The organism is Micromonospora sp. DT48 (genome assembly GCF_049844495.1).
GTDB lineage: Bacteria > Actinomycetota > Actinomycetes > Mycobacteriales > Micromonosporaceae > Micromonospora.
On record NZ_JBNCLE010000015.1, the window covers coordinates 63,781 to 90,491 of the forward strand.

Here is a 26,711-nt window from a genome sequence, read left to right on the forward strand (position 1 = left end):
GCACCCCCCGTGTGACGGATCGACATCAGCTTCCAGTAATCGCCTTGACTACCTCTGCGGTACTGGCCGCCGTTGAAGCGATGGCCTCTGCCCCTTGGGCATGCTCGCTTAGCTTTCCCCATAGGCGGGCGACGAAGGAGCCAGCCTGCGCGCGCTCTCCGCTATCCGGCTCTGTCGCCCGCATCGCCGCAAACGTGAGAGAATCCATGGCTTTCTCGACGCTCGCATACCCACCAATGCGGACGTTGAGTAGCGATACTTCAACGTCTCTCAGGCGGTCGACCAGAAGCTCCTTCAGGCTCTCCGGAAGGTCACTGACAATTACGTCGTCAATGATCGCTCGAACGTCGTTCACAAGCTGTTTTACGGAGTCATCCGCGATCAGCGGCTCGATCCGACCGTTGCGTCGCAGTGCTCGTGCACAGCTTGCCACGCTGTAAATCACTCCGACGTGGGCATGCTTTGCAAATTCGACCATCGACACCTTGCCAACAATGGCAAATGTCTCGATGAGCTTTCGGAGCAAAGGTAGGTAAGAGAGAAGATGTTCCGGATCCTCGTCCTTCGGCAGGGCAAGCACATCGGCCTCCAACTGATCGACCAGCCGTCCGAGGTCGGCCGCGCCCTGGAGTACACCGAGGTAATCGGGCACATCAAATACCCTCATCCAGGCTCTAAGGGCGGGGTCGGTCGCATTCTCGTCCCGCACCCTTTCCAAGATCGCTGTCAGCCTGACCGCAGAGTTGTCCGTTCCCACGCCTACGCCTCTCGCTTGTGTTCACGGCGAAGTCTAGAACCAGCAGACGATCTTTCCTTCGACCAGTTAGCCGCGCAAGAGACTCGGCCGTGTCGGATAAGTGCCGAACCTTGATCGTGCCGTCCATGACTGACTTTGCCCCAGTCAGAACCCACGCGCCAGCTCGAAGGACACTCCCTCGCAGGCACGCGCGCCCGTGTCGGGCCGGTTGCCTGTCACCGCTGTCACCCAAGTCACCTGACGGTGCTTGAGCTGCTTAAACTGCCCCGAAGCGGGGTGACACATTGGGTGACAACAGCGGGGTGTTGCGTCTGGCGGCCAGGTTCGAGAGTCGTGCCAGTTCCATGCCAGTTCACCGAGTCCTCATCGGGGTCTAGCGGTGCGTAGCAGGGGAGTCGATGACGGTGTCACGCTCGCTAGCTGGCCAGGACAACAGCAGGCTGCCGACAGCCCCCCTGGCAGTGTGGGGGTCAGGGGTTCGAGTCCCCTCGGCTCCACCTTGTGTTTGTGCAGGTCAATCGACGTCAGTTATCAACTGACGTCGATTGCTTGTGATCTTGTGGTCACCGCCGTGGTCACACAGCGCCCCACACTTCGCCTCGGCGACCAGTGTTGAAACTCCCGAAGAAGTCGCCTCTGACCAGGGATTATTACGGGGCCCCGGCTGTTCACGCATACCTGGCCGAAATGTGGGGCGCAAAACCGTGTAGTACGGCGGTGCCGGCCCGTGTCGCTACGTTCAATTTCGTGTTTCCGATCGACGGGGGTTCCGTGCCAAACGGCGCTCGGCGCTCGCCTGCGAGGATTCAGCCGCCGGGCCGCGGTCGAGCGGCTCCGGAAGGACTGAGGCCGTGTCCGTCCAGTCGCAGCCTCAGGGGACTTGGAGATCGATCGTGGGGGTCGCTGCGAGTAGGGCCTGCGTGTATGGGTGGCAAGGGATGGTGGTGATCTCCAGGGTCGGGCCCTGCTCGATGATTCGGCCGTCGCGCATGACCGCGATCCGGTCGGCGAGTTGTCGGACGACGGCGAGGTCGTGGGAGATGAACAAGCAGGCCAGGCCGAGCTGGTCTCGTAGATCGAGTAGTAGGTTGAGGATCTTCGCCTGGACTGACACATCGAGTGCGGTGACTGGTTCGTCGCAGACGAGCAGTCGTGGTCCGAGAGCCAGGGCGCGGGCTATCGCGACGCGCTGCTGTTGTCCGCCGGACAACTGGCGGGGCCGGCGCGTGCCGACCTGACGGTCGAGGCCGACGAGGTCGAGCAGTTCGTCGATCCGCGTGGACTGTGCTCGAGAGTCGCCGATCCGGTGGATGCGCAGCGGCTCGACGAGGGCTTGTCGTACCGTCTGGCGCGGGCTGAGGGTGAGGTACGGGTCCTGGAACACCATCTGGACGTGCCGCCGGTGTGCCCGCAGTGCTCGGCCGCGCAGGCTGTGGACGTCGACGCCGGAGAATCGGACCACGCCGGTGCTGGGCCGGTGGAGTCCGGTGACAACGCGGGCGAGGGTGGTCTTGCCGCAGCCGGACTCGCCGACGAGCCCGACGATCTCGCCCGGCTCGACGCGCAGGGTGACGTTCTCGATCACGTTCGCCCGGCCGCGGTCGTGGTGGTGGGGGTAGCCGGCGGTGACCTGCGCGATGTCCAGCACCGGTCAGGCCCTGTCCCGCTCGAGGGTAGCCCCGCCCACCAGAGTGTCCTCGCCGGACTGCTGGGGGCAGGTCGCATGGTGTGCCGGGCCGAGCGTCAGCAGCGCCGGCTGGTCATGGGTGCACGCGGTGACGGCGATGGGGCAGCGGGGGGCGAACGCGCAACCGTCGGTTTCGTCCGGGCCGGCGCCGGAGTGTCCGGGCATGGTGCGGAACCGCGTGCCGGGTGGCGCGCCGGGATGCGGTACGGCGTCGAGCAGGCCGCGGGTGTAGGGGTGGGCCGGGTTCGCGAGCACGGTGGCGAGCGGTCCGGATTCTACGATCCGGCCGGCGTACATGACGGCGACCGTGTCCGCGAGCCGGGTGACCACTGCCAGGTCGTGGCTGACGATGATCATGGCCATGCCCAGTTCGTCGCGGAGCCGGGCCAGCAGGTCGAGCAGTTGCGCCTGGACGGTGACGTCGAGGGCGGAGGTCGGTTCGTCGGCGACCAGCAGTTCCGGCTTGCCGGCGAGGGCGATGGCGATCTGTACCCGCTGCCGCATCCCGCCGGAGATCTGGTGGGGGAACTTGCCGGCGATACCGGCCGGGTCGGGCAGCTCGACAAGGTGTAGCAGCTCTTCGGTGGCCCGGCGGGTGGCGGCGCGCCGGCCGCCGCGTCCGGTGTTGCGGACGGCCTCGTCGACGTGCGCGCCGATGGTCCGCAACGGGTTGAGCGTGGCGAGGCTGTCCTGGAAGACTACGCCCACACGGCGGCCATTGATCTGGCGTCGCTCCCGCTGTGGAAGGTCGACGAGTTGGCGTGCCTGGGTGCCGGCTGCCAGGGTTGCCGACCCGGTGACGACCGCGCTGGGGTCGAGTAGCCCGAACGGCGCCATCGCGGAGGTGGTCTTGCCGCTGCCGGTCTCGCCGACGATGGCCAGGACGTGTCCCCGGGGTACCTGGTAGGCGACGTCGGCGACGACCTGGCGGCGCCGGCCGTCGTGCGGATAGCTGACCGAGAGGTCCCGTACCCGCAGCAGGGTGCCGTTCTCGTCGGACATGGCCGGGGCGACGGTCGGAAGGGCCGCTGCCAGTGGCACGGTGGTGGCCCGGCGGGCGGACGGGGCGCGAAGACGCGTCGGGAGTACCCAGCGCAGGATCGAGGGCCGTTTGTCGCCTGTGGCGAGACGCTCGCCGAGGAGGTTGCTGGCGAACACGACGGCGGTGATCGCGATGCCGGGCGGGTAGGCAAGCCACCAGGCGGAGGCGAGGTGGGGGCGGCCCTCGATGAGCATCTGGCCCCACTCGGCGTGCGGTGGGGGGATGCCGAGGCCGAGGAAGCTGAGCGTGGCGACGCCGAGCACGATCGCGCCGACGTCGGTGCTGGCGTAGACCAGGCACGGGGCGAGGGCCGGTGGGAGCAGGTGCCGGCCGACGATGCGGGCGGGTCCGGCGCCGAGCAGCCGTAGGGCGTCCAGGTGCGGACTGCCGCGCAGGCCGGCGACGCGGGCGCGGGCGATGCGGGCGTACGGGGCCCAGGCCCACAGCGACATCGCGAGGATGAGGTTCTCCGCACCGGGACCGCGTACGCCGATGACGGCCAGGGCGACGAGCATGCCGGGTAGGGAGACGGCCATGTCGATGATCCGGGAGATGATCCGGTCGACCGGGCCGCCGAGGTAGCCGGCGACGGTGCCGGTGACGCCGCCGACGGTCAGCGAGATCGTCAGGACCGCTGCCGTGACCGCGAGGGAGATCTGGGCGCCGTGCAGGATTCGGCTGAGCTGGTCGCGGCCGAGTTGGTCGGTGCCGAGGGGGTGTTCCGCCGACGGCGGCAGCAGGCTGGCCGCCAGGTCGGTGGCGGTCGGGTCGGCCGGGGCGAGCAGCGGCGCCAGCAGCCCCACGATCGCGAACGCGAGCAGCGGCAGGGCGACCAGCGTGGTGCGCACGGACGGTGGGATGGCTCGGCGGCGGTGTCGGACGTTCATGTCGTCTCCGTCCGAGGGCGTGCCGTGGTCTCGCCGGTGCCACTGCGCACCGGTTGGCGCCATCGCTGGCGGGGCGGGCGGTGGTGTGTTTCGGCGTCGCGGCGGGATCGGGGGTCGATGAGGGCCTGTGCGACGTCGGCGAGGCGGTTGGCGAGGATGAATCCGCCGCCGAGGACGAGCGCGCTGGCCTGTAGCGCTGGCACGTCCCGGGCTGCGGCGGCCTTGACGAAGTAGGCGCCGAGGCCGGGCCAGCCGAAGATCTGCTCCACGACGATGGTTCCCACCAGCAGGGTGCCGACGGTGAATCCGGCGACGGACAGGATCGGCCCGGCGGCGTTGGGCAGGCCGTCGCGGAGCACGATCGACGTCGGTCGGCTGCCACGGGCCAGGGCGGCGAGCACGTACGGCCGGTCGAGCGCCTCGCGCAGCGTCACGGCCACCACCCGGCTCAGCGCACCGGCAGCCGGCAGCCCGAGCACCGCCAACGGCATCACCCAGGTCGTGGACCCCGCCATCCCCGAGGTCGGCACCAGTCTCAGCCGCAACGCCAGCACCAGCACCAGCAGATAGCTCAGCCAGAACGCCGGCACCGACGTGGCCAGCAGCGCTGCGGTGCGCAGGGCTCCGCGCGCCAGGCCGCGTTCGAACACCGCCCCGGCGACGCCGACTGCCACGCCGACCACGAGGGCCAGCACGGCGGAGCCGGCGACCAGCCCCAGCGTCACGCCCATCCGGTCGGCGATCTCCGGGCCGATGGGTGTGTTCGTCCGCAGCGACACCCCGAAATCGCCGGTTACCGCGTCGGCGAACCACCGCAGGTACCGCAGCGGGGCGGGGGCGTCCAGACCGAGTTCGGCGCGGACGGCCTCGACCTGCTCGGGCGTGGCGGGCCGGCCGGCCCGGGTCGCGGCCAGCATCGCCGCCGGATCACCGCGCGCGAGCAGCACGAGCGCGAAGGTGCCGGCGGACAACGCCACGAGTACGCCGACGGTGTCGACGAGCCACCGCGCGAGGTAGCGTCCGGCGGACCGCAGCCGTCGTGTCCTCACCCGACGGTGACCGCGGTCAGTTTGAGGTCGACGTCGCTGGGCGAGACCGCGAAGCCGTTCACCCCGTCACGGACCGCCCACATTCGGGGCCGGTAGACCAACGGCACGAACCCGGCGTCGGCGGCGACGGCGTCGTAGAGATTCTGGTAGGCCACCGTCCGGGCGGTCGGGTCGGCGGCGAACAGCGCCTTGTCGACGAGACCCTCGATGGCCGGCGTCGCCCACAGCGGCGCCCGCGCCTCGTCGGTGAACAGGGAAACGATCGAGCTGGACGGGTCGTACGGCGCGCCGAGGGTTTCGAAGAACGTGATGTCGTATCTGCCCTCGGCGCGCTCGTCGTAGTAGACGGCGGCGTCGACCGGGACGATCTCGACCCCGATACCCACCTCCTTCAGCGCAGCGGCGATCGCCGAGGCCGTGGTGCGCGGGTCGAGTTGTCCCTCCGCCGGGGTCGCCGGAATCAGCAGCCGCAGCGAGAGTCGCTTTCCGTCCTTGACCCGGGTGTCGCCGTCGCGCACGTAGCCGGCCGCGTCCAGCACGCTGCCGGCGGCGGCCTTGTCGAAGCCGACCGGCAAATCGGCGCCGGAGTCCGGCACTCCCGGCGGGAACACTCGCCGGGCCGGTTCGGCGTAGTCCAGGAACAGCGCCTTCGCCATTGCGGCGGTGTCGATCGCTTTGCCGACAGCCTGACGTACGGCCTTGTCGCCGGCCGGGCCGTCGGGGTTGAACCCGAGCATGATCGAGACGTCCGGGGCGCCGGTGAGCAGCTTGACGTCGTCGCGGCCGTCCAGGGACTTCGCCTCGACCGGGGTTATCGGGGCCAGGTAGGGGCCGCCGATCAGGTCGATCTCGCCATTGGTGAGGGCGTCGACGCGGGCCTGGGAGTCCGGGATGACCTTGAATTCGAGACGTTCCAGGCGCGGTTTCTCCCCCCAGTAGTCGCCGTTGCGTTCCAGGGTGGCGCCGGTCGCCGTGTTGGAGACCAGCTTCCACGCGCCGGTGCCGACCGGGTTCTGAAACGTCCCGTCAGCGGCGGCCGACTTCGGGCTGAGTAGCCGGACCGGGCGCACGATCGACAACTCCTGCAGCAACGGTTCGTACGGCTCGGACAGGGTGAGCCGGACAGTGTCTGGATCCGGGGCCTCGACGGCGGAGATGACCTGCGACGCCCGGAAGAACGAGAAGCGTTTGTTGCCGACCCACCGGTCGAAGTTCCACTTGACGGCGGCAGCGTCCAGCGGTGTCCCGTCGGTGAAGCGTACGCCGTCGCGCAGGTCGAGGGTCACCTGTTTGCCGCCCTCGGCGACGGTCCACGACTCGGCGAGGCCCGGCTCCAGCCGCCCGTCCTCGCCGTAGCTGACCAGCGGCTCGTAGATCGCGTCGAGCAGCAGGAAGTTGCCGGTGAACGCGTGCGGGTCCAGCGGACCCGACTCCGCGCTCATCCCGATGCGCAGGACGGTGGTTGAGCCGGCATCACCGGAGTCGGAGCTACACGCGCTGACGAGCGCGACCGACACGGCGAGGGCGGTGACGAGGGAACGTGATCGCGGCACGGACTCTCCTGGTGGGGTTGGCAGGTCAGGGCACGGCGGATGGCCGGGGGACGTTCCCGCATCAGTAGTCGGCTTCATCACGCGGCTGGTTCCCGAAAACTTGCCGTGACAGACGGTCCGTTCCGAAGACGGGTAGGGTCCGGCCTGGTCGCCAACACGACGACAGCAGGCAGATCGGGCGGTCTCGGGTGCGGGATCGGGCCGGGAGGTCACGGGTGAGCTGGTACGCGGCACGGAGCCGTCGTTTCGGCGAAGCGTCCCTGGCTGCGGCGCGGGCGCCGGTCGGCTGATGGCGGCCCCGACATCGTCCCGGACCGGGTCGGTCGCGCGTAACCGTCTGCTGTCGTTGCGGGATCACCCCTTCACGGGCGCCCAAATCGCGTTGCTGCTGGGTGGTCTCCTGGTCAACGTCGGCTCGTTCTCGGTCTATCCGTACCTGGCGGTTCTGCTGCGCGACCGGACGGGGCTCGGGATGGCGCAGGTCGGGGTCGTGCTCGGGGCCGCCACGCTGGTGCAGTTCGCCAGCGCCCCGCTCAGCGCGGCGCTGGCCGAGCGGATCGGGCTGCAGCGCTCGCTGCGCGGTGCCATGGTCCTCTACAGCCTCGGCGGCGGCGCCTTCCTTCTCGGAGCGACAGGCCCGGTGTCCACCGTCGTGGGACTGTTCCTCATTTCCAGCGGAGGTTCGCTGTATTCACCGGCGTACCGCAGCTACCTGGTACACGGAGCCGACCCGCAGCAGCGGCCCCGGCTGGTCTCTGCCGGCAACGCCGCCAGCAACCTGGGCGTCGCCCTCGGGCCGGTGCTGGGCGCCCTGCTCATCCAGCGTCCGAGCAGCATGTTCGCGGTCGTCACGGTGGTCTACGCCATTCTCGGGGTCTGGCACTTCTTCCTGCCCAGGGAGCGGATGGTCCCCGACGCCCCGCCGGTCGAGCCGTATCACCGGATGTTGCACGGCATCGTGGTGCTGCCCTTCGTCGTCACCGCCCTGTCGGTCTACCTCTACATGCAGTTCTACCAGTACCTCTCCAGCTACGCGGAGGGCCGAGTAGCCGCGCTGTTCTACGGCGTGGCGATGATGGGTTACTCCCTCGGGCTGGTCCTCGTGCAGCCCCTCGTGGCGCACCGGGTCGAGCGGATGAGCCATCCGTCGGCGATGGCGATCGGTTTCGGCTTCCTGGCGACGGGGATGGTCGCGTTCGCCGGTGGAAACATGTTCACGATCGGGGCCGGAGTCGCGGCGATCAGCGTCGGCAACGCGGTGCTCTTCCTCAAGAACGACCTTATGGCGTTGGCGGGCTCGAAGCGGTCAGCGACGGCCGTCTTCGGTCAGCAGCGGCTGGCCGTAGGGGTCGGTTCCTTCCTCAGCGGTGTCGTCGGCGGCAGCGTGTACGGACTCTTCGAGCGGGCGGGTCAGCTGTCGGGGTTCTGGCTGGTCGTGGCCGCCCAGTGCATCCTGCTTCCGCCGCTGGTGGTGGCGGTGGTTCGGCGCCTGCGTCGGCTCGTCCCCAGAACCGAGGAGGTTCGGAGCGCCCGATCGGGTTGATAGGCGGCGCCGGTGCCCGATGTGTTCCTGGACGGGGGGATAGGGCCGCTGATCCCAGTCCATCGTCGACCACGGCGGTGTCAGATCTCTGAGGGTATCGATCTCGGTGGGCTTCAGCGCGGCTCGGTCCAGCGCATCCCGGTGCCGGGTAAAGACCTTGTCCACGTACCGGTGCCCCGTGTCCGCGCCGATGACGAGATGCTCGCGTCCGGGGTGACGCTGTGCCTCCCACGCCGCTACCAGGAAGGCCGCTCCGGTGGACAGGCCGGCGAAGACGGCGTGCGTACGCATCAGGTCGATCGTGCCGGCCATGGCGTAGTGGAAGGTCAGCCAGTGCACTTGGTCGTAGAGGTCGGGGCGGACGTTGTCGAAGGGGATGGCGCTGCCGATACCGGCGATGATTGCCTCGGGGTCCTGGAAGCGTTCGCTGCCGAAGCTGACGCTGCCGAACGGCTGGACCCCGACCAGTCTGGCCGCCGGATCGTGCCGGCGTAGCGGCTGGATCAGGCCGGCGCTCGACGCGCCGGTGCCGACGCTGGCCACCACAGTCAGGGGCCTGTCGGGCAGCGCGACGTGCACCAGGCCGGCCAGCTCGGCGTACCCGAGGTAGTGGATGGGGTCGTGGTACTGACGCATCCAGTGCATGCCGGGGTTGGCGCGCAGCAGCTGACGGATCCGCGCGACCCTGCGGTCCTGATCGAGGCGCAGGTCGGACTCGGCCGGCATCTGGTCCACCGTCGCGCCGAGGATCTCCAGCTGTGACCGGATCGTCGGTGTCACGGTGGTCGAGGCGACGATGTGGCAGCGGAGATCGTAGCGGTGACAGACCATGGCCAGAGCCAGTGCGTAGATGCCGCTCGAACTGTCGATGACGGTGTCTCCGGGCCGTACGGTGCCGTCGGCGAGCAGTGCCCGGACGGCGCCGAGAGCGGCGTAGATCTTTAGCGTCTCGAACCGGACGAGCACCATGTTCTCCGACAGGCGGATGAGGCTGGGCGCTCTGACGGCATCGGTGACATGACCGTGGACGGTCGCGGAGACATCGGGCGGGACCATGAACGGCATGGGCGGTCGTCCCTCGTGTCGTGCCGCCGGGGCAGGGCGGCAGGGCGGCAAGTGTGCGAGACCAGTTATCTCCGTCGATTTTCTGGTCCCCCCGGGTAGGTCGCGCGCACGACTGCGTTAGTTCCGGCGCCGGGGGTCGTCGCCGAGGACGAATCAACCGAATGTTGCGGGAACCAGGCGCGGTATGCGGCCGACCAGCTCAGCGGGCGAAGGTGCCCGGCGTGCTCCGCGACCTGCGGACTGGATCACGGTGACTTGCCCACAATGGACGGCAGTCGATCGGAACTCTTTGGTCTGCCCGCCCGACATATTCAACGTGACCATTGCGTGCCTCGAGATGCTCTCCTTCGGCCTTGCCCATCTCGCCAGGGCCGCCCACTCTTCGGGCGAACGGCTGGCGCTGCTGACCGGTGTCGAGTCGCTCTACCTCCACGAGCTGGCCACGCTGCCGCCCGGCACGATCGACGTCGTACCGGTCGACACGCACGACCGCCAGGCGGTCACCGAATCCCTGCACGCGATCGGTGACCTGCGGGGCCTGATCAGCTCGACGGACACCTGGGGAGTGATCGGCGCCGAGCTCGCCGCCGAGTTCGGCCTGCCCGGCATCGATCCGGCGGTGATCCGGCTGGTGCGCGACAAGGCCCGCGTCCGCGATCTGCTGAACCAGAAGAGCCTGAGCCCGGTGGCGCCCTTCGGGGTGGACGATCCGGCCACGGTGAGCCTCGACCGGCTCGCGTCGGCCGTCGGGCTGCCCGCCGTCGTCAAGGACACGGCCGGCACGAGCAGCGCGAACGTGTGGCTTGTCCGGGACGCCGACGACCTCGCCCGGCTCCGCCGCGAGGCCGCGGACGCAGCGCTGTTCGGGAGCCTGTTCGCCGAGCCGTTCCTGGCCGGGCCCGTCTACAGCGCCGAGACCCTGACCTGGGCCGGGCAGACCCGGCTGCTGGGGCTGTCGAGCCGCCTCATGTCGGCCCAGCCCTGGTTCCGGGAGGACGTGACGGCATTCCCCGTGGCGCTGCCACCCGCCGAACTCCGCGAAATCGAGGTGTGGCTCGGGGAGGTGCTGGCGGTCCTCGGGTACACCGACCGGTTCGCCCACATCGAAATCGCCATGACCACCCACGGACCCCAGCTGATCGAGGTGAACCCCCGCATCGGCGGTGCGCTTGTCGGCGAGTCGATGTGCCGCGCACTCGGGGTCAACGTCTACGCCGCCCTCGTCGACCTCGCGCTCGGCCACCGCCCCCGCCTGCTCGACGCGGCCCTGCCCGGCGGCCCGGCGGTGGCGTTCGTCCTGGCCTACCCGGATCAGGCCGGTGAACTCGTTGCCGTGAACGGAATCGACGACCTCGACCGCTATCCGGGGCAGCCGCGATGGTATCCGACCAAGGCGATCGGCACACAGGTCGCGCACGTCACCGACGGGCGCGGCTACGCGGGCATCGTGCTCGCCGAGGGCCCGACCGCAGAGATCGCCACGCACCGTGCCGTCGCCGCGGCGGGCGCCGTCCACGTCCGCACCCGGCCGTCGTGCTAGACACGTCGGCCGCGCACAATCAGCCGCCGGGCATGGTTGTCGAACGGCTCCGCATCGAAGCCGCCGAAGCAGTCGACCTCGGCGAAACCCGCCGCGCGAAGCATCGCCTTGAGCTCAGCGGCGCTGTAGAGGGCATGCTCGACGACGGCCGTACGCGTCTGGCCCTCCCGGACCAGGAGGAAGTCGTCCCGGAACCGGGTCCAGTCGTCCAGGACCGTGCCGCGCACGAGCAGCGTTCCGCCGTCGACGTCGATGATCTTCGGTTCGTGGCCGTCGCGGGCCGCGATCTCCTTGCCGTACATGTCGACGAGCATCCGACCGCCAGGCTTGAGACTGGCCAGCACATTGCGCAGAACACGCATGTTCTGCGCGTGGTCGGCGAACAACCCGAACGACGTGTACATGCTGATCGCGAGGTCATACCGGTCCGGCTCGACGAACTCACGCATGTCCGCCCGGACGAGCCGGACGTCGACACCGGAGGCGGACGCGGCCGTCGCGGCCCGGTCGAGCAGCGCCGCGCTGAGGTCCACGCCGGTGACCGTGGCGCCCCGGCGGGCCAGCGGAATCGTGTACGTCCCCGGCCCGCACCCCAGATCCAATACGGCGGCCCCGGCCGGCAGGCGCAGCAACGGAGACGCGGCCACCCGCGCCTCGGCTTCGGCGGCACGCTCGGCGGAGAACATCACCTCGGTGAACCCGGTCCACAGCGCCTCATCCTCGAACCACTCCATTCACTGCTCCATCCGCCGCCGTTGATGTCCGTCGTGTCTAACAGTCGCGGCCGGGCCCGGTCTGGTTCCGGCAGGCCGCACATCGGGAGGATCCGCCCATGGAACTGTCCGTCCGTCGCGAGACGCTGCGGCTCGTCGAGGTGGTGCGAAGCTCGCGTGGCGAAATCGACTCCGTCGCAACCTGCATGGTCACCCTGACGCACGACGGGATCACCGCCTACGGCGAAGGCACACCGACCGGGTACGACGGCGTCACCGCGGACGACGTCGTGGCGGCGATCGACGTCGGAGGAGCGGCGGCGCTCGGACGGGATCTGCGGGACCCGGCGGCCGTCCTCGACCGGATCAGTCGGTGGGACGCACCGGCGGGCGCCCGGATGGCACTCGACGGCGCCGTGCACGACTGGATCGGCAAGGCCGCCGGGCAGCCGACCTGGAAGCTGTCCGGGGCGGCCCGGACGCTCGGGCCGACCGTCTACACGATCTCGATGGCCGGACCTGAGGAGGCGGCGAGCGCGGTCCGGAACGCACCGGGAGTGGGCGCCTTCAAGGTGAAGGTCGGCGGCCCCGGCGACATCGAGACCCTCGAAGCGATCCGGGCGGTGACCACGCTGCCGGTCCGGATCGACGCCAACGAGGCGTGGGACCTTGCGACCGCCCGCGCACTCACTCCTCGGCTACGGCGGCTCGGCATCCAGTTGATCGAGCAGCCGTTCCCGGTGACCGCGATCGACGACTACCACCGCTACCGGGAGGTGCCCGACCGGCTGCCGGTCTTCCTCGACGAGGGCTGCACCGACGAGGCGAGCGTGCTGGCCGCCCGGTCGTACGCCGACGGCTTCGTCGTGAAGCTGTGCAAGGCCGGCGGGATCCGCAGCGCACGGCGGGTCATGGAGGCCGGTCGACGGGCCGGCCTCGGAACCATGATCAGCTGTATGTGCGAATCGGAACTCGCCATCAGCCAGGCCGCGCAGCTCGCACCGCTGGCCGACCACATCGACCTCGACGGCCACCTGTACCTGCGGGAGCCGCCGTTCCAGGGCCTCGGTCTCCAGGACGGCCGGATCGTCCTCGGCGACGCACCCGGTCTGGGCGTCGTGCCGTCCTGAGGAACTTTCCCGGTCATCGATGCGACATGTTGACAGGACGCGGGACACCGCAGGACGGGAGGTCACGGTGAGCTGGTACGAGGATCTGTCCCTGTGGTCCGGCTTCTCGGACGTGCTCTTCTCCGCCGAGCGGGCGCGACAGGCCGCCGACCTGGTGGCCACCTCGCCGCTGCTGGCATTCCCGCCGAGAAGCCGCGTACTCGACCAGTGCTGCGGTGTCGGCTTCTTCTCGGCACCGCTGGCCCGCCAGGGCTACCGAGTGACCGGCGTCGACATCCATCGTGAGCTATTCGAACGAGCCGAGGCCGAGGCCGAGGCGTCGTTCGTGCGCGCGGACGTGCGTGAGTACGTGTCACCGGACGCGTTCGACGTCGTGGTGAACATGTACACGTCGTTCGGGTATTTCGACGAGCACGACGACAACGTCCAGGTCTTGCGCAACGCGTACCGCTCCCTGGTGTCCGGTGGGGTGTTGATCGTGGATCTGTTGAGCAAGGAGATCTACGCCTCCTGGGTCGGGCCACCGAAGATCGTCGACGTGCCCGGCGGCATGGTGGTCATGCGCGACACGATCCTCGACGACTGGACCCGCTATCGCACCGACTGGACGCTGGTCCGCGGGAACAACGCCGAGCACACCTCGCTCACCTGCTGGGTCTACAGCGCCGCCGAACTGAAAGACATGTTCATCCAGGCCGGGTTCGAGAAGGTCCAGTGCTTCGGCAACTTCGACGGCGGACCGTACGACGGCGCAGCCACCCGACTGATCGTCCGGGGAACCAAGGCGTGACAGGCATTCGCTGGTTCACCCGGGTGCAACTCGCGCTGCTCGGAAGCGGGTTTTTCGTCAACCTGATCAACTTTTCGGTGTACCCGTACCTGGCGGTTCTGCTCCGCGACCGGATGAGTCTGGGCATGGACCAGGTGGGTCTCATCCTGGGGCTCGCGACGTTCCTTCAGTTCGCCGGCGGGCTGCCGGGCGCGGCCCTCGCCGAGCGACTCGGCCTGCAACGGTGCCTGCTGGTCGCGATGGTGCTGCAAACACTCGGCTCGCTGGGCTTTCTCGTCGGCGGCGCCTGGCCAGCGCTGACGATCGCCGCGCTGTTCCTGCGATCGGCGGCCTCGGCGGTCTACTCGCCCAGCGTTCGAGGCTATACGGTGCTCGGCGCGACCCCGGACGAGCGGCCACGGCTGGTGTCGGCGAGCTACGCCACGGGCAACGTCGGCATCGCGCTCGGGCCGGTGGCGGGCGCGCTGTTCATCCACGACCCGGCCGCGATGTTCGCCGTCGCCACCGCGCTGCACGTGGCAATGACGATCGGGCACGCCTACCTGCCCACGGAGCGGGGCGACAAGCAGGAGGCGGTCGAGCCGCTGCGCCGAGCGTTGAACGGCACGGCGGTGCTGCCGTTCGCCGTGACCGCCCTGACCCTCTACCTGCACATGCACTTCTACCAGTACCTGTCGTCGTACGCGCAGGGCCGGGTGCCGGCCGTGTTCTACGGGTCGGCCATGATGGCCTATTCGCTGATCCTGGCCGTGATCCAGCCGCTGATCTCCACATGGGTCGAGCGGATGCGATACCCGCACGCGATGGCCCTCGGCTTCGGCGGCCAGGCCGTCGGCATGCTCGCCTTCACCGTCGGGAACGAGATCGCGATCGCCGCCGGAATCCTCGCTATCGGCGCGGGCAACTCGGTGATCTTCCTCAAGAACGTCCTTGAAGCGCTCGCCCGTACGCAGCGATCTCCCACGGTCGTCTTCGGCCAGCAGCGGCTCGCCGAAGGCGCCGGCGCGTTCCTCAGCGGTCTCGCGGGCGGTGGCCTCTACCACCTGTTCGAGTCCATTGGAAACCTTCCCGGATTCTGGCTGGCCATCGCCGCGCAATGCCTGCTCCTGCCGCCGATCGTGCTCCTCGCAGACCGCATGCTCCGTCGCCCCACACTCGAACCGGCAGGTGTGTCATGAACCCGGCAGACGCGATCACCACCGCCCATGCTATCGCCGAGAGGCTCCGCGCGGACGCCGTGGAGCGGGACCACGCCAACCGACCGCCGCAGGCCGAGATCGAGCTGCTCCGCGACAGCGGCCTGCTCGCCCTCGACCCCGACGACCACCCGACCACCCACGCCGTCACCCGGATCGTGGCGGCGACCGACGCCTCGATCGGTCACCTCCTCGGCTATCACTACCTCCATCTGTGGCGAGCCTCGCTCTACGACAACGCCGAGCTGGCGACCTCGCTGCGCCAGGAGGCCGCCACCGGCCGGGTATTCGTGGCCGCCGTCAGCAACCAGCGCGACACCATCACGGCCGCCCTGACCGGCGACGCGGTCACCGTGTCCGGTCGGGGCGCGTTCGCCACCGGCTGCGCGGTCGCGGACCGCCTGCTCGTCAGCGCGATCCGCGACGACCACACGGCACGCCTGGTCGTCGTCACGCCTGGTACCGGCGGCGGAATCTCGCACCCACCAGACTGGGACAACCTGGGCCAACGCTCGACGGCGAGCGGAAGCATCGCCTTCGACAACGTCCGGGTCACCCGAGGCGACGTGCTGGGCACGTTCCCGGCCGACGAAGAGGCATCCAACCCGGGCCGCCTACGCCTGTCCCTCGTATCGCTGGCCTTCCAGGCGGTACTCACGCAGGTCCTCGTCGGCGTCGCGAACGGCGCGCTCGACGAGGCCGCCAGGTACACGCGGACGCATTCGCGCCCCTGGCCCGCGAGCGGGCTGGAGCGGGCCGTCGACGACCCGCACGTGCTCGCAGGTTACGGGGAACTCGCCGCGACACTGGACGCGGCCCGCCTTCTGGCCGACGACGCGACCCGCGCCCTCGCCGAGGCCGACACCCGGGGTCTCGCCCTGACCCCGACCGAACGTGGCCGGGCGGCGCTGACCGTCTCTGCCGCGAAGGTCGTGTCCAGCCGGCTGGCGACCGAGGCGACCAGCCGGATCTTCGAGTTCACCGGCGCCCGTGCAACGGCCCGTACGACCGGCCTCGACCGGTTCTGGCGCGACGCCCGCACGCTCACCCTGCACGACCCCGTCGCATACAAGGCCCGGGAACTCGGCACCTTCCTCCTCACCGGCCGGTACCCACCCATGACGGCATACAGCTGACTGGGGTCTGGGGGCTCGTGTTCCGGTCGGTGCCGCCGGCATGTCTGCTGGTGCCGACGGCACCGACCGGATGACCACCGCCGTCAGCTGTCGGGCGGTGTGGCGGTGGCGGCGACGAGTAGGGACAGTTCCCGTACGAGGTCGTCCATGGACTGGCCGCTCTGCGCGCGGAGCAGTCCGAGGCTCAGGTCGGCCAGGAGGTAGAAGCCGAGGGTCTTGGCCTGTTCGGAGCCGAACGCGGCGAGGAGTTCCTCGGCGCCGCAGAGGTCACCGCGATGCTTGGCCGCGATGACCCCGGCGGCGCGTTGGACCAGTTCCGCCCCTGCCGGGGTGGGTCCGGTCACGCCGATCAGATCTTTGGCGTGGCGGCGCGGGCGGCGTCGAAGCGGCCGATCACGTCCGACCAGTTGACCAGGTTCCACAGCTTGTCGACGTAGTCCGGCCGGACGTTCTTGTACTGCAGGTAGTAGGCGTGCTCCCAGGCGTCGAAGACCAGCAGCGGGGTGGAGCCCTGCCCCACGTTGCCGTGGTGGTCGTACACCTGCTCCACGATCAGCCGCTGCCCCAGCGGCTCCCAGGCCAGCACGCCCCAGCCGGAGCCCTGCACGCCCTTGGTCGCGGCGGAGAGTTGCCCGGCGAACGCGTCGAACGAGCCGAAGTGCTCGTCGATCGCGGCGGCCAGCTCGCCATCGGGACGGTCACCACCGTCCGGGGATAGGTTGCCCCAGAAGATCGTGTGCAGCACGTGACCGGAGAGGTTGAACGCGTACGTCTTCTCCAGGCCGACCAGGGTCGAGAAATCACCCTTGGCGCGGGCCTCGGCGAGCTGCTCCAGACCATCGTTGGCGCCCTTGACGTACGCGGCGTGGTGCTTGCTGTGATGCAACTCCAGAATCTGGCCGGACATCACCGGCTCCAGAGCGCCGTAGTCGTAGGGCATGTCGGGCAGGGTGTAGACCGCCATCAGAACTCCTCAGGGTGTTGCTGCCATGTTGATGCTCTTGCCACTATCTTGCAACAGAAACTGTCGACGGCATCGTCGCCGACGGTGTCCTGCTCGGCGACGCCCTCGCCACCAGCATGGACGAACACGCCCGCTTCGGCGGCGTCGTCCCCGAGATCGCGGCCCGCGCCCACCTACACGCCATCACCCCCATGGTCCGCCACGCCCTCGACCGCGCCGGAATCGGCTTCGCCGACATCGAGGCCGTCGCCACCACCGCCGGGCCCGGCCTCGCCACCGCAGTCCAGGTCGGCCTCGCCGCCGGCAAGGCCTACGCCCTCAGCCTCGGCGTACCCCTCTACGGCGTGCACCACCTCGCCGGCCACGCCGCCGTCAACACCCTCGAACACGGCCCACTCCCTGACCGCTGCGTCGCCCTCATCGTCTCCGGCGGACACACCTCACTCCTCCTCATCGGCGACCTCGCCCGAGACCCCGTCGTCCACCTCGGCGACACCGTCGACGACGCCGCCGGAGAAGCCTTCGACAAAGTCGCCCGCCTCCTCGGCCTGCCCTACCCCGGCGGACCCGCGATCGACCACATCGCCGGTGACGGCAACCCCACCGCCATCGCCTTTCCTCGACCGATGACCGGCCCCCACGACCCGCCCTACCAGTCCTCCTTCTCCGGCCTCAAAACCGCCGTCGCCCGCTGGATCGAGAAACACGGAGACCAGGCCGTGTCGGTGGCCGATGTTGCCGCGTCGTTCCAGGAGGCGGTGGCGGACACCGTCACCCGCAAGGCGCTGGCGGCGTGCCGCGACCACCAGGCCGACACCCTGCTGCTCGTCGGCGGCGTCGCCGCAAACAGCCGGGTACGGCACCTCGCCGAACGTCGCTGTGCCGCCGCCGGAGTGCGGCTGCGCGTACCGTCACCACACCTCTGCACCGACAACGGCGCCATGATCGCCGCCACCGGCGACCTCCTCATCCGCGCCGACATCACACCCGACCGACTCGACCTCGGCGCCGACCCCTCCGCCGTTCTGCACGGCGCGTTGCTGCACGGCCCACGCTGACGCCCAGATGGGTGAGGATCTCGGCGGTGGCCGATTCGGATCAGACATCCCATAGCGGGACGAAGCGCTACGCGTCCGCGGAATTGGCTGGTCTGCTGCTGTCGGGCCCAGTCTCAGGAGCGCCATGGGCTCCATCGCGGGCTAGGTGTGGCGGGACTGGTTCTACTCGACGTGATCGCTCAGAGCGCTGCGGGTGGGCCGGTGTCCGGTCGCGTCGCTCTGTGCACAGAAGCGTGCCTCATGGGTACGATTCTGCGCATGAACATGACCAGAGCCTGTGCGCACTAGCGTACCGCTGCGGTACGCTAGTGCGCATGACTCGCTCGCTGCTGGAAGAGCTCGTCGACGTGGCTGTCGATCAGCATGGTTACGTGCGCACACGGGACGCCACCGCGCGGGGCATCGATGGCGCCAACCTGCGCAAGATGGCCGCCCGGGGGCGCTTGGAGAAAGTTGGCCGAGGGTTGTACCGCGTCCCGTTCCTTCCTCGGGACGAGCATGACGAGTACGCCGAAGCGGTCCTGTGGGCCGAGGGGCGCGGGATCATTTCGCATGGCTCCGCGCTGGCTCTGCATCAGCTGTGTGATATCAACCCATCGCGGCTGCACCTCACTGTTCCCCCGACGTACACGCCCCGGCGAACCGGTGGCGAGTTGTACCGAGTGTGGCGACGTAAGCTCGATCCGGGCGAGGTGACCGCGGTTGACGGCATTCCCGTCGTCACTGCCGAGCGGGCCGTTGGTGACGGCATTGCCTCCGGGATCGATCCTCAGATGCTGACCCAGGCAATCGCCACCGCACGCCGAGAAGGGCTGCTTACTGTGGCGCAGGCAAGGCAGCTTCGACGCCAGTTGGCCGCAAAGCTGCACCGAGGAAACGGCCGGTGAAAAGTCATACCCCTGTTGGCAGCCCGGTCCCCGCAGCTCGTCGTGCCGCATCACCACCGACCAACCTGCGCTCCCTGCAAGACCGACTACGCAACTTTGCCCGGAGTCAGGGAACGCTTGTGGGGCGGGTTCAGCGACAGCTCAGCGCCCTGGTTGTCACCGAAATGCTCTCTCGGGTCGAGCAGCCGATCAGCGGCCCACCACTGCTGGTCAAAGGTGGAACTGCGCTCGAGTTTCGTCTCGGGCTGTCCGCGTCGCGTACCTCCAAGGATCTTGATGCAGTCGTGCGCGGTGACCTCGATGACTTCATGTCCCTCGCGGACGAGGCCGTCAAGATCCCATGGGCTGGCTTCACCGGTCGTGTCACCCGCCGTGCCGAGGTGGACATCCCCGGCCTGACCGTCAAGCCCCGCCGTTTCGAGGTCAAGCTCAGCTTCCGCGGCAAAGCATTCGCCACCGTCCCCGTCGAAATCAGCGCCGCTGAAGCAGGCGCGGCGGCCGAGTACGAAGAAGTTAGTGCGCCGCCGCTTGACGGCCTCGGGTTCGAGCCCGCCGCACCGGTTCCCTGCCTGTCAATCCGCTTCCAGATCGCCCAGAAGATCCACGCTTGCACCGATCCGTTAACACCCGGTGTGGTAAACACGCGCGCCCGTGACCTGGTGGATCTACTGCTGATGGAACCACTCGTCGACGATGAACAACTCCCCGCAGTAAGGGAAGCGTGCGCGCAGATATTCGCGGCACGCGCACGTCATTCGTGGCCGCCGGTGCTGCAGGTGCCCGCGGTCTGGGTGGAGCTATACCCGGCGGCAGCCGAGGGCCTCGAAGACTACGTACCAGCCGATGTGCACCGGGCCGCCGCGGCGGTCCAGCTGCTCATCAACCGCATCGCGCAGCACAGTCCTGACGACGGCCAACCGGAGATCGATCTGGCGTGGTCGGTGGATAGCACTCGGTAACAGAATTCCGTAACATCTGGGCGGTCACTGGGCGCGGAGTGGGCAGGGGCGGGCAGAGTGGATTTCGACGGCCTTGACTGGCTTCGTCGAAACAGTCCCGCTTGGCGCCTGCTCCGGGCAGACCACGCCGCCCTGGTGTTGTCGTTCCTGGGGCGGGTTTTCGTCGAGGAGAACATCCGCTCGATCTCCGCATTCGAGTTGGCCGGGCGGTTGGAGGACGAGCTCTTCGCGCTCAACGAGCGGTTCGGGGAGGGTACGTATCCGCGTACGGCAAAGGCGTACCTGGACGAGTGGGCACAGCCCGACGTGGGCTGGCTGCGCAAGTACTACCCGCCCGGATCGGACCAGGTGCACTTCGACGCTACGCCAGCGGTGGAGCGCGCGCTTGCTTGGGTGCAGTCGCTGCGCGCTCGCTCCTTCGTAGGCACCGAATCGCGGCTGAACATCGCGCTGGAGTTGCTGCGGCAGATGGCGTTCGGTGCCGAGACCGATCCGGAGGTCCGGCTGGCGGAGCTGCGGCAACGACGCGCGGAGTTGGACGCCGAGATCGCCCGGGTCTCCGCTGGCGAGGTCGACCTGCTCGATCCGTCGGCGCAACGCGACCGGTACCAGCAGTTCGTGGCGACCGCCCGAGGGCTGCTTGGCGACTTCCGGGAGGTGGAGGCGAACTTTCGCACCCTCGATCGGGAACTGCGGGAGCGGATCGCCACCTGGGACGGGTCGAAGGGTGAGCTCCTGGACGAGGTGGTGGGGAACCGTAACGACATCGCGGAGTCCGACCAGGGCCGAAGTTTCCACGCCTTCTACGATTTCCTCCTGTCACCCCGGCGTCAGCAGGAGTTCAGCGACCTGTTGGCTCGGGTGCAGTCGTTGGCGGCGATCGGTGAACCGGACCCGCGGATGCGGGGCATCCACTACGACTGGCTGGACGCGGCGGAGCGTACCCAGGCCACCGTCCGGCTGCTCTCCGAACAGCTACGACGGTTTCTCGACGACCAGGTCTGGCTGGAGAACCGACGGGTGATGGACATCCTGCGTAGCGTGGAGATTCATGCCCTTGCGCTGCGCGACCACACGACGGGTGACCTGCGGTACGAGATCGACGGCGTGGCTCCCCATGTCGTCCTGCCGATGGAGCGACCGCTGTACCAGATCAGGGCGAAGCAGGTGCTGGACAGCGGTTCCGACGCCGACGCGGCCCCGCCGGAGGTCGATGTCTCGGCCCTTTTCGAGCAGGTACACGTCGATCCAACGCGGCTGCGGGAGGCCGTCCGGGCAGCGCTCAGCGGCGGCACGCAGGTTTCGTTGCCCGAGCTGCTGGCCGAGCATCCCCTGGAGCAGGGGCTGGCGGAACTTGTCACCTATCTGTCGCTGGACAAGGACCTGACGTTCGAGTTGGTCTTCGATGAGCGGCGGCAGGAGCACGTACGCTGGCACGACGCAGACGGCCGGCAGCGGGAAGCGATCCTGCCTGCGGTGGCTTTCGTGCGCAGATCCCTCCCCGGAGGCGAATAAAGTGTCTCGAACGTCCCGGCCTGCCGAGCCCAACCTCTCGATCGCCGTCACGCACCTGATGAAGGGCGTTGTCTACCGGGACGCCCACCCGGTTCCGTGGCTGCACCTGACGCAGCTGCAGACACAGGTACGCGACTACGTCGCGGTGATGGGGCTGACCGTGGCGATCGATGAGGCTGAGGGATATGCCTTTTTGCGCTCTCGACCGGACGATTCCGACCTGGACGGGCCCGCCGTGCCCCGGCTGATCCCGCGTCGGTCGCTGTCGTTCCACGTCAGCCTGCTGCTGGCGCTCCTGCGCAAGAAACTCGCCGAGTTCGACGCGAACAACAGTGACACCCGGCTGGTGCTTACCCGCCAGCAGGTGATCGACCTGCTCACGACCTTCATGCCGACGACGATCGGCGAAGCCCGGCTGGTCGACCAGATCGACACCCATCTCCACAAGGTGGTCGAGCTGGGGTTCCTCCGCCGGCTCGACGACGGGGAAGCGAGCTACGAGGTGCGGCGGATCATCAAGGCCTTCGTCGACGGGCAATGGTTGGCTGACTTGGACACCCGGCTCGCCGAGTATGCAGCCGAGCTGTCCGGAACCACGGCGGGGCCACAGTGACCGATCATGGCCAGACCGGTGCCGTCGCGACAGCGCCGGGATTCCGGCTGCTGCGGCTGGAACTTCGCAACTGGGGTACCTTCGACGGCCGGGTCTGGACCTTTCGGCTGGACGGCGCCACCGCGCTACTGACCGGCGACATAGGTTCCGGAAAGTCGACAGTGGTTGATGCCATCACCACGCTGCTGCTCCCAGCCCACAAAATCTCTTACAACCGGGCTGCCGGTGCCGAAACTCGGGAACGGTCGCTGCGCTCATACGTGCTGGGTTACTACAAGTCGGAGCGGAACGAGGCGACCGGGACGTCCAGGCCGGTCGGGTTGCGTGGCGGCAGCAGCTACTCGGTGCTGCTCGGGGTTTTCGGCAACGCGGCGACCGGCGCCACCGTCACGCTCGGACAGGTCTTTTGGACCCGGGACGGCAACTCCGGGCAGCCGGAGCGGTTCTTCGTGACCGCCGGCGAGGAGCTCACGGTCGGCACCGACTTCGTCGATTTCGGCAGTGAGGTCGCCCAGCTCAGGAAGCGGCTGAGACAGTCCGGTGCCAAGATCTACGACCACTTCCCGGAGTACGGCAAGGACTTCCGGCGGCGTCTCGGTATCGCCTCGGACCAGGCGATGGACCTGTTCCACCAGACGGTGTCGATAAAGGCGGTCGGCGATCTCAACGACTTCGTCCGTAACCACATGCTGGAGCCGTTCGACGCTGCGGACTGGATTCGCCGGCTGGTCGCGCACTTCGACGACCTGACCCGTGCACACGAGGCTGTGGTGAAGGCCCGCGAGCAGCTCGCTGAGCTGCAACCCCTCCTGGATGCGTGCGACGCGTACGACGGCCATGCGGCCCAGATCGCGTCCTTGGACGCCCAGCGCTCGGCTTTGCCGTACTTCTGCGCGCGGGGTAAGGCGGAACTGTTTCGGGCCGAGGTCACCACACACAGCTCGGCGTTGGCGGCAGAGCAGGCCGCGTTGGCGGGCGTGAAAGGGCGGATTGCTGAGCTGGGGCAGCGACGGGACCGGCTGACATTGGAGCGCGCGGGGCATGGCGGTGACCGGGTCGCCGAGTTGGAGCGACAGGTCAGCGAGACCGAGACAGCGCGGGAGGAGCGGCGGCGGCGTTTTGATCGGTACGCTGGGTTGCTCGCCGAGGCGGGACTGGCACCCGTCGAGGCGCTGCCGCAGTTCACCGACCGCCGGGGGGAAGTCGCCGACGAGCTGGCCCGATGCGGCCAGGACCGCGCCGACCGGCAGAACGAGCTGACCGAGGCCGCAGTCGCGGTGCGGGAGCTCGCGGGTCAGGAGCAGGAGATCAATGCCGAGCTGCGCAGCCTGCGGGAACGGCGGAGCAACATCCCCCGTCGCAGTCTCGAACTCCGGGCCCGGATCTGCGCCGAGCTGAACCTGCCCGAGGTCACGCTGCCGTTCGCCGGTGAGTTGATCCAGGTACGTCCCGAGGAATCTGACTGGGAGGGAGCCGCCGAACGGGTACTGCGTGGATTTGCGCTGTCCCTGCTGGTGCCAGACGCGCACTACTCGGCCGTCGCGGACTGGGTGGACCGGCGGCACCTCGGCGGACGGCTGGTCTACTACCGGGTGCCCGCGACCCTGCCCCGCCAGCCCGAACCCAGCTACGACGAGCGACAGACCCTCTTCGCCAAACTGGAGCTGCATCCTGAGTCACCGCTGCGGCCCTGGCTGGAACGGGAATTACGCCGACGTGCCCGCTACCAGTGCGTAGACTCGCTCGCCGAATTCCGCCGGGTCGACCGGGCGCTGACCCGGACTGGCCAGGTCAAGGATGTCGGTGGCCGGCACGAGAAAGATGACCGGTCCCGCATCGACGACCGCAGCGGCTACGTGCTCGGCTGGAGCGTCGAACAGAAGATCGACGCTCTGCTGGCAAAGGCACAGCTACTTGCCGAACGGCAGATTCGGGCCACCGCTGACCGGGATGGGCTCATCAAACAGCTGAATCGGCTGACCGGACGCCACGGCACGCTGAGCAAACTTGTCGAGTTCACCGACTTCACCGAGCTGGACTGGGCAGCGGCAGTGCAACGCATCGAACGGCTGCGCTCGGAGAAGCGGCAGCTGGAGGCGTCCTCGGGGGAACTCGCCCGGCTCACCGCCGAGCTGGAACGGGTCACTGTGGAGCTCACTGAACTCGGCGACGAGCGGGACACCAGGCAGAGCCGGATCGGCCAGGTGCGGGGACAGGTCGACCGGGCCGAGCAGGGGTTGCGGGACACGCGGCGGCTGCTGGACGAGCCTGGGTACGGCGCGGCGCTGGAGTGTTTTGACACGTTGGGCAAGCGCGCAGGTGACACGGTGCCTGCGGAGCCGGCCGGCTACGACCGGCTCCGCGACGAGATCGAGGCCCAACTCCGGTTGGAGCGGGACGAGGCTGCCCGCCGGCAGGCCGCGGCGAGTAACCGAGCGGTCGGCCGGATGGCGGACTTTCGGCGCCGTTACCCGTTGGAGGCCGCCGAGCTGGACAACTCCATCCAGTCCGCGGGGGAGTACCGGGTGATGCGGGACCGACTGATCCGCGATGACCTGCCCCGGTTCGAGGCGGAGTTCAAGAACTACCTGAACACGAACACGATCCGGGACATCGCGAGCTTCCACTCGCAGCTGAACAAGCAGACGGCGCTGATCCGAGAGCGGATCGCGACGATCAACCAGTCGCTGGTCGGCATCGACTACAACCCGGGCCGGTACATTCGGCTGGACGGCAATCCGTCGCCGAACGTGGAGATTCGAGACTTCATCGGCGACCTACGGGCCTGCACCGACAACTCACTCGGCGGCGACGATTCGGACCAGTACTCGGAACAGAAGTTTCTCCAGGTCAAGCGGATCATCGAGCGGTTCCAGGGCCGGGAAGGCTTCACCGACGTCGACCGGACCTGGGCACGGCGGGTCACCGACGTGCGTAACTGGTTCGTCTTCTCCGCTTCCGAGCGGTGGCGGGAGGACGACGCCGAACACGAGACGTACACCGACTCGGGCGGCAAGTCCGGCGGGCAGAAAGAGAAGCTGGCCTACACCATCCTGGCCGCGTCACTGGCCTACCAGTTCAAGCTCGACTCTCTGGCCAGTGACGCGAACACGTTCCGGTTCGTGGTGATCGACGAGGCGTTCGGGCGCGGCTCCGAGACGTCGACCCGATTCGCGCTCGCCCTGTTCCAGCGCATCGGCCTGCAACTGCTGATCGTGACCCCGCTGCAGAAGATCCACGTCATCGAGCCGTACGTGGCGGCAGTCGGATTCGTGGACAACCCGAACGGCAACTACTCGCGGCTGCAGAGCCTGACCATCGAGGAGTACTACGAGCGGCGGCAGGCACACGAATCGAACGCGTCGCCCGCGTCGGAGGTCTGACATGGGCACTGCCGGGCGGATTCCACGGTGGACCGGGCCCGACGATCTGGTCGAGCGGCTGCGTCGTCGGTGGGAGGCGGGGGAGTTTCTCACCGCGCTGGGACGGGGCACGCCGTGGGAGCCGATCGTGGTGCCGCTGCGCGCTCCGACCGCAGCCGAAATCGCGGGCCAGTTCGGTCCGGCTCAGGACTGGATCGGGCAATGGAAAGAGGCCAACGGGGATCTCGTACGGCTTGAGTACCGTACGGTCGGCGGCCGAGTGATCGGGACCAACCGTGTGCCCGCCCGAGCGGTGATCGACACTGCACCGCAACTCTGGGCACTGCTGCGCGTCGGTGCACAGGTGGCGACGTATGAACGACTGCTGGAGGTCACTCAGGCGAGCGCACCGGCATTACTGAACTGGGTGGTGGCCCATCCCATGCAGGTGCTCGGGCAGGCGGAGCGCTGGAGCAGGCTGGTCGACACAGTGCTCTGGATCTACCGCCACGGGCAGCCGGAGACGTATCTGCGTCACATCGATGTGCCGGGCGTCGACACCAAGTTCATCGAGCAGCACCGTGGAGTGCTCGCCGGACTGCTCGACTGTCAGCTTGAGCCGAGCCGGATCGACCAGGCACACACGCCGAGCCGGTTCGCGCAGCGATACCGCTTCCGAACGAAGCCGATGTACGTCCGGCTGCGGGCGCTGGGACGAAGGCCGCCGACGCCCGGGCCGTACCGGGAGGTGACGGTACGGGTGGAGGAGCTGGCGGCGACTCCGGCCGAGGCGTCGCGGGTCATCGTGGTGGAAAATGAGATCACCTATCTGGCGCTGCCACAGGTGGACGATGCCGTCGCGGTCCTTGGCGGCGGGTACGCGCTGTCCGGGCTAGCGCCGCTGAACTGGCTAAAATCCCGTGAGCTTATCTACTGGGGCGACATGGACACGCACGGCTTCGCCATCCTGGACCGGCTCCGCCAGAACTTTCCGCACGCCCGGTCGATCCTGATGGACCGGGCGACGCTGCTCGCCCATCGCGACCACTGGGGCCGGGAGCCGAGTCCGATCCGGGCTGAGCTGCCCCATCTACACCCGGACGAGGCCGATCTCTACGCCGACCTGCTTACCGGACGGTACGCCCCGGCGCTACGTCTGGAGCAGGAACGCATCCGGTTCGGCATGGTCGAGCGGGCACTCCGTCGAGGAGATTGCCAGGTCGATAGTTGAACTTAGTTCTGCGGCGGTCACGCCGGTCCTGCTG

The 26,711-nt window shown here is 68.6% G+C and carries 20 protein-coding genes and 2 pseudogenes; 13 read left to right on the plus strand and 9 right to left on the minus strand.

The features are described from left to right. Positions 1-25: 25 nt before the first annotated feature. From ACLQ2S_RS19225 to ACLQ2S_RS19245, 5 genes are all read right to left on the minus strand, one after another. Positions 26-757: a hypothetical protein gene (locus tag ACLQ2S_RS19225; RefSeq protein WP_425702238.1), complete on the minus strand. Its 732-nt coding sequence runs from the start codon at positions 755-757 to the stop codon at positions 26-28. Between the two features lie 871 nt (positions 758-1,628). Further along, on the minus strand, positions 1,629-2,405 hold the full coding sequence (locus ACLQ2S_RS19230; RefSeq protein WP_341719155.1) for an ATP-binding cassette domain-containing protein: 777 nt from the start codon (positions 2,403-2,405) through the stop codon (positions 1,629-1,631). 3 nt (positions 2,406-2,408) lie between these two features. Beyond that, positions 2,409-4,373 carry a dipeptide/oligopeptide/nickel ABC transporter permease/ATP-binding protein gene (locus tag ACLQ2S_RS19235; protein WP_425702239.1) on the minus strand — a complete coding sequence of 655 codons (1,965 nt, stop codon included), beginning with the start codon at positions 4,371-4,373 and terminating at the stop codon, positions 2,409-2,411. Next, positions 4,370-5,422 (minus strand): ABC transporter permease, encoded by a 1,053-nt coding sequence (locus tag ACLQ2S_RS19240; RefSeq protein WP_341719157.1) that lies wholly within the window; start codon positions 5,420-5,422, stop codon positions 4,370-4,372. Before ACLQ2S_RS19240 ends, ACLQ2S_RS19235 begins: the two co-directional genes overlap by 4 nt. Further along, positions 5,419-6,975 carry an ABC transporter substrate-binding protein gene (locus ACLQ2S_RS19245; protein WP_341719158.1) on the minus strand — a complete coding sequence of 519 codons (1,557 nt, stop codon included), beginning with the start codon at positions 6,973-6,975 and terminating at the stop codon, positions 5,419-5,421. The genes ACLQ2S_RS19240 and ACLQ2S_RS19245 overlap by 4 nt, the downstream gene beginning before the upstream one ends. 289 nt (positions 6,976-7,264) lie before the next feature. Here ACLQ2S_RS19245 and ACLQ2S_RS19250 point away from each other — a divergent pair, with 289 nt between their 5' ends. Then, positions 7,265-8,518: an MFS transporter gene (locus ACLQ2S_RS19250; protein WP_341719159.1), complete on the plus strand. Its 1,254-nt coding sequence runs from the start codon at positions 7,265-7,267 to the stop codon at positions 8,516-8,518. 204 nt (positions 8,519-8,722) lie between these two features. Here the strand turns inward: ACLQ2S_RS19250 and ACLQ2S_RS19255 are convergent. Then, positions 8,723-9,583, minus strand: a pseudogene (locus ACLQ2S_RS19255) (pyridoxal-phosphate dependent enzyme); the annotation flags it as partial. A 316-nt stretch (positions 9,584-9,899) separates the two neighbouring features. Between ACLQ2S_RS19255 and ACLQ2S_RS19260 the strand changes: the two are divergent. After that, positions 9,900-11,123, plus strand: coding sequence for an ATP-grasp domain-containing protein (locus ACLQ2S_RS19260; RefSeq protein WP_341719160.1), 1,224 nt, complete (start codon positions 9,900-9,902; stop codon positions 11,121-11,123). Here ACLQ2S_RS19260 and ACLQ2S_RS19265 read toward each other — a convergent pair. Continuing rightward, positions 11,120-11,857 carry a class I SAM-dependent methyltransferase gene (locus tag ACLQ2S_RS19265; RefSeq protein ID WP_341719161.1) on the minus strand — a complete coding sequence of 246 codons (738 nt, stop codon included), beginning with the start codon at positions 11,855-11,857 and terminating at the stop codon, positions 11,120-11,122. The two genes, ACLQ2S_RS19260 and ACLQ2S_RS19265, sit on opposite strands and share 4 nt — an antisense overlap. A gap of 98 nt (positions 11,858-11,955) precedes the next feature. Between ACLQ2S_RS19265 and ACLQ2S_RS19270 the strand changes: the two genes are divergently transcribed. The 4 genes from ACLQ2S_RS19270 (at position 11,956) to ACLQ2S_RS19285 (ending at position 16,088) form a co-directional block, all read left to right on the plus strand. After that, positions 11,956-12,966, plus strand: coding sequence for an enolase C-terminal domain-like protein (locus ACLQ2S_RS19270; protein ID WP_341719162.1), 1,011 nt, complete (start codon positions 11,956-11,958; stop codon positions 12,964-12,966). Positions 12,967-13,033: 67 nt separating this feature from the next. Next, entirely contained in the window at positions 13,034-13,756 is a 723-nt protein-coding gene (locus ACLQ2S_RS19275; RefSeq protein WP_341719163.1) for a class I SAM-dependent methyltransferase, read from the plus strand. Beyond that, positions 13,753-14,934 (plus strand): MFS transporter, encoded by a 1,182-nt coding sequence (locus ACLQ2S_RS19280; protein WP_341719164.1) that lies wholly within the window; start codon positions 13,753-13,755, stop codon positions 14,932-14,934. Before ACLQ2S_RS19275 ends, ACLQ2S_RS19280 begins: the two co-directional genes overlap by 4 nt. Beyond that, the gene (locus ACLQ2S_RS19285) at positions 14,931-16,088 is read left to right on the plus strand and encodes an acyl-CoA dehydrogenase family protein (RefSeq protein ID WP_341719165.1); all 1,158 of its coding nucleotides are present in this window, start codon (positions 14,931-14,933) and stop codon (positions 16,086-16,088) included. The genes ACLQ2S_RS19280 and ACLQ2S_RS19285 overlap by 4 nt, the downstream gene beginning before the upstream one ends. A gap of 83 nt (positions 16,089-16,171) precedes the next feature. Here ACLQ2S_RS19285 and ACLQ2S_RS19290 read toward each other — a convergent pair whose 3' ends face one another. Together ACLQ2S_RS19290 and ACLQ2S_RS19295 are read right to left on the minus strand one after the other, a co-directional pair. Further along, complete coding sequence (locus tag ACLQ2S_RS19290) at positions 16,172-16,432, minus strand: superoxide dismutase (protein WP_341719166.1); 261 nt, start codon at positions 16,430-16,432, stop codon at positions 16,172-16,174. 5 nt (positions 16,433-16,437) lie between these two features. Then, the gene (locus ACLQ2S_RS19295) at positions 16,438-17,052 is read right to left on the minus strand and encodes a superoxide dismutase (protein WP_341719167.1); all 615 of its coding nucleotides are present in this window, start codon (positions 17,050-17,052) and stop codon (positions 16,438-16,440) included. A 56-nt stretch (positions 17,053-17,108) separates the two neighbouring features. On the opposite strand from ACLQ2S_RS19295, the pseudogene tsaD reads away from it, so the two are divergent. The 7 genes and pseudogenes from tsaD to ACLQ2S_RS19330 all read left to right on the plus strand — a co-directional run. Beyond that, positions 17,109-18,110, plus strand: a pseudogene (tsaD, locus tag ACLQ2S_RS19300) (tRNA (adenosine(37)-N6)-threonylcarbamoyltransferase complex transferase subunit TsaD); the annotation flags it as partial. A gap of 314 nt (positions 18,111-18,424) precedes the next feature. Further along, positions 18,425-18,997, plus strand: coding sequence for a type IV toxin-antitoxin system AbiEi family antitoxin domain-containing protein (locus tag ACLQ2S_RS19305; RefSeq protein ID WP_341719168.1), 573 nt, complete (start codon positions 18,425-18,427; stop codon positions 18,995-18,997). A gap of 119 nt (positions 18,998-19,116) precedes the next feature. After that, a complete protein-coding gene (locus tag ACLQ2S_RS19310; RefSeq protein ID WP_341719169.1) occupies positions 19,117-19,956 on the plus strand; it encodes a nucleotidyl transferase AbiEii/AbiGii toxin family protein in 840 nt (279 codons plus the stop codon). 57 nt (positions 19,957-20,013) lie between these two features. Next, positions 20,014-21,471 (plus strand): DUF3375 domain-containing protein, encoded by a 1,458-nt coding sequence (locus ACLQ2S_RS19315; RefSeq protein WP_341719170.1) that lies wholly within the window; start codon positions 20,014-20,016, stop codon positions 21,469-21,471. Position 21,472: 1 nt separating this feature from the next. Continuing rightward, positions 21,473-22,084 carry a DUF4194 domain-containing protein gene (locus tag ACLQ2S_RS19320; protein ID WP_425702240.1) on the plus strand — a complete coding sequence of 204 codons (612 nt, stop codon included), beginning with the start codon at positions 21,473-21,475 and terminating at the stop codon, positions 22,082-22,084. Beyond that, entirely contained in the window at positions 22,081-25,467 is a 3,387-nt protein-coding gene (locus tag ACLQ2S_RS19325; protein WP_425702241.1) for an ATP-binding protein, read from the plus strand. The genes ACLQ2S_RS19320 and ACLQ2S_RS19325 overlap by 4 nt, the downstream gene beginning before the upstream one ends. Position 25,468: 1 nt before the next feature. Next, positions 25,469-26,677: a Wadjet anti-phage system protein JetD domain-containing protein gene (locus tag ACLQ2S_RS19330; RefSeq protein ID WP_341719173.1), complete on the plus strand. Its 1,209-nt coding sequence runs from the start codon at positions 25,469-25,471 to the stop codon at positions 26,675-26,677. Positions 26,678-26,711 lie beyond the last annotated feature (34 nt).

Excerpts from the sequence above, each read along its gene's own strand:
- ACLQ2S_RS19235 (WP_425702239.1), bottom strand. The coding sequence starts at position 4,373 with ATGAACGTCCGACACCGCCGCCGAGCCATCCCACCGTCCGTGCGCACC.
- ACLQ2S_RS19250 (WP_341719159.1), top strand. The coding sequence starts at position 7,265 with ATGGCGGCCCCGACATCGTCCCGGACCGGGTCGGTCGCGCGTAACCGT.
- ACLQ2S_RS19265 (WP_341719161.1), bottom strand. The coding sequence starts at position 11,857 with ATGGAGTGGTTCGAGGATGAGGCGCTGTGGACCGGGTTCACCGAGGTG.
- ACLQ2S_RS19270 (WP_341719162.1), top strand. The coding sequence starts at position 11,956 with ATGGAACTGTCCGTCCGTCGCGAGACGCTGCGGCTCGTCGAGGTGGTG.
- ACLQ2S_RS19285 (WP_341719165.1), top strand. The coding sequence starts at position 14,931 with ATGAACCCGGCAGACGCGATCACCACCGCCCATGCTATCGCCGAGAGG.
- ACLQ2S_RS19295 (WP_341719167.1), bottom strand. The coding sequence starts at position 17,052 with ATGGCGGTCTACACCCTGCCCGACATGCCCTACGACTACGGCGCTCTG.
- ACLQ2S_RS19305 (WP_341719168.1), top strand. The coding sequence starts at position 18,425 with ATGACTCGCTCGCTGCTGGAAGAGCTCGTCGACGTGGCTGTCGATCAG.
- ACLQ2S_RS19330 (WP_341719173.1), top strand. The coding sequence starts at position 25,469 with ATGGGCACTGCCGGGCGGATTCCACGGTGGACCGGGCCCGACGATCTG.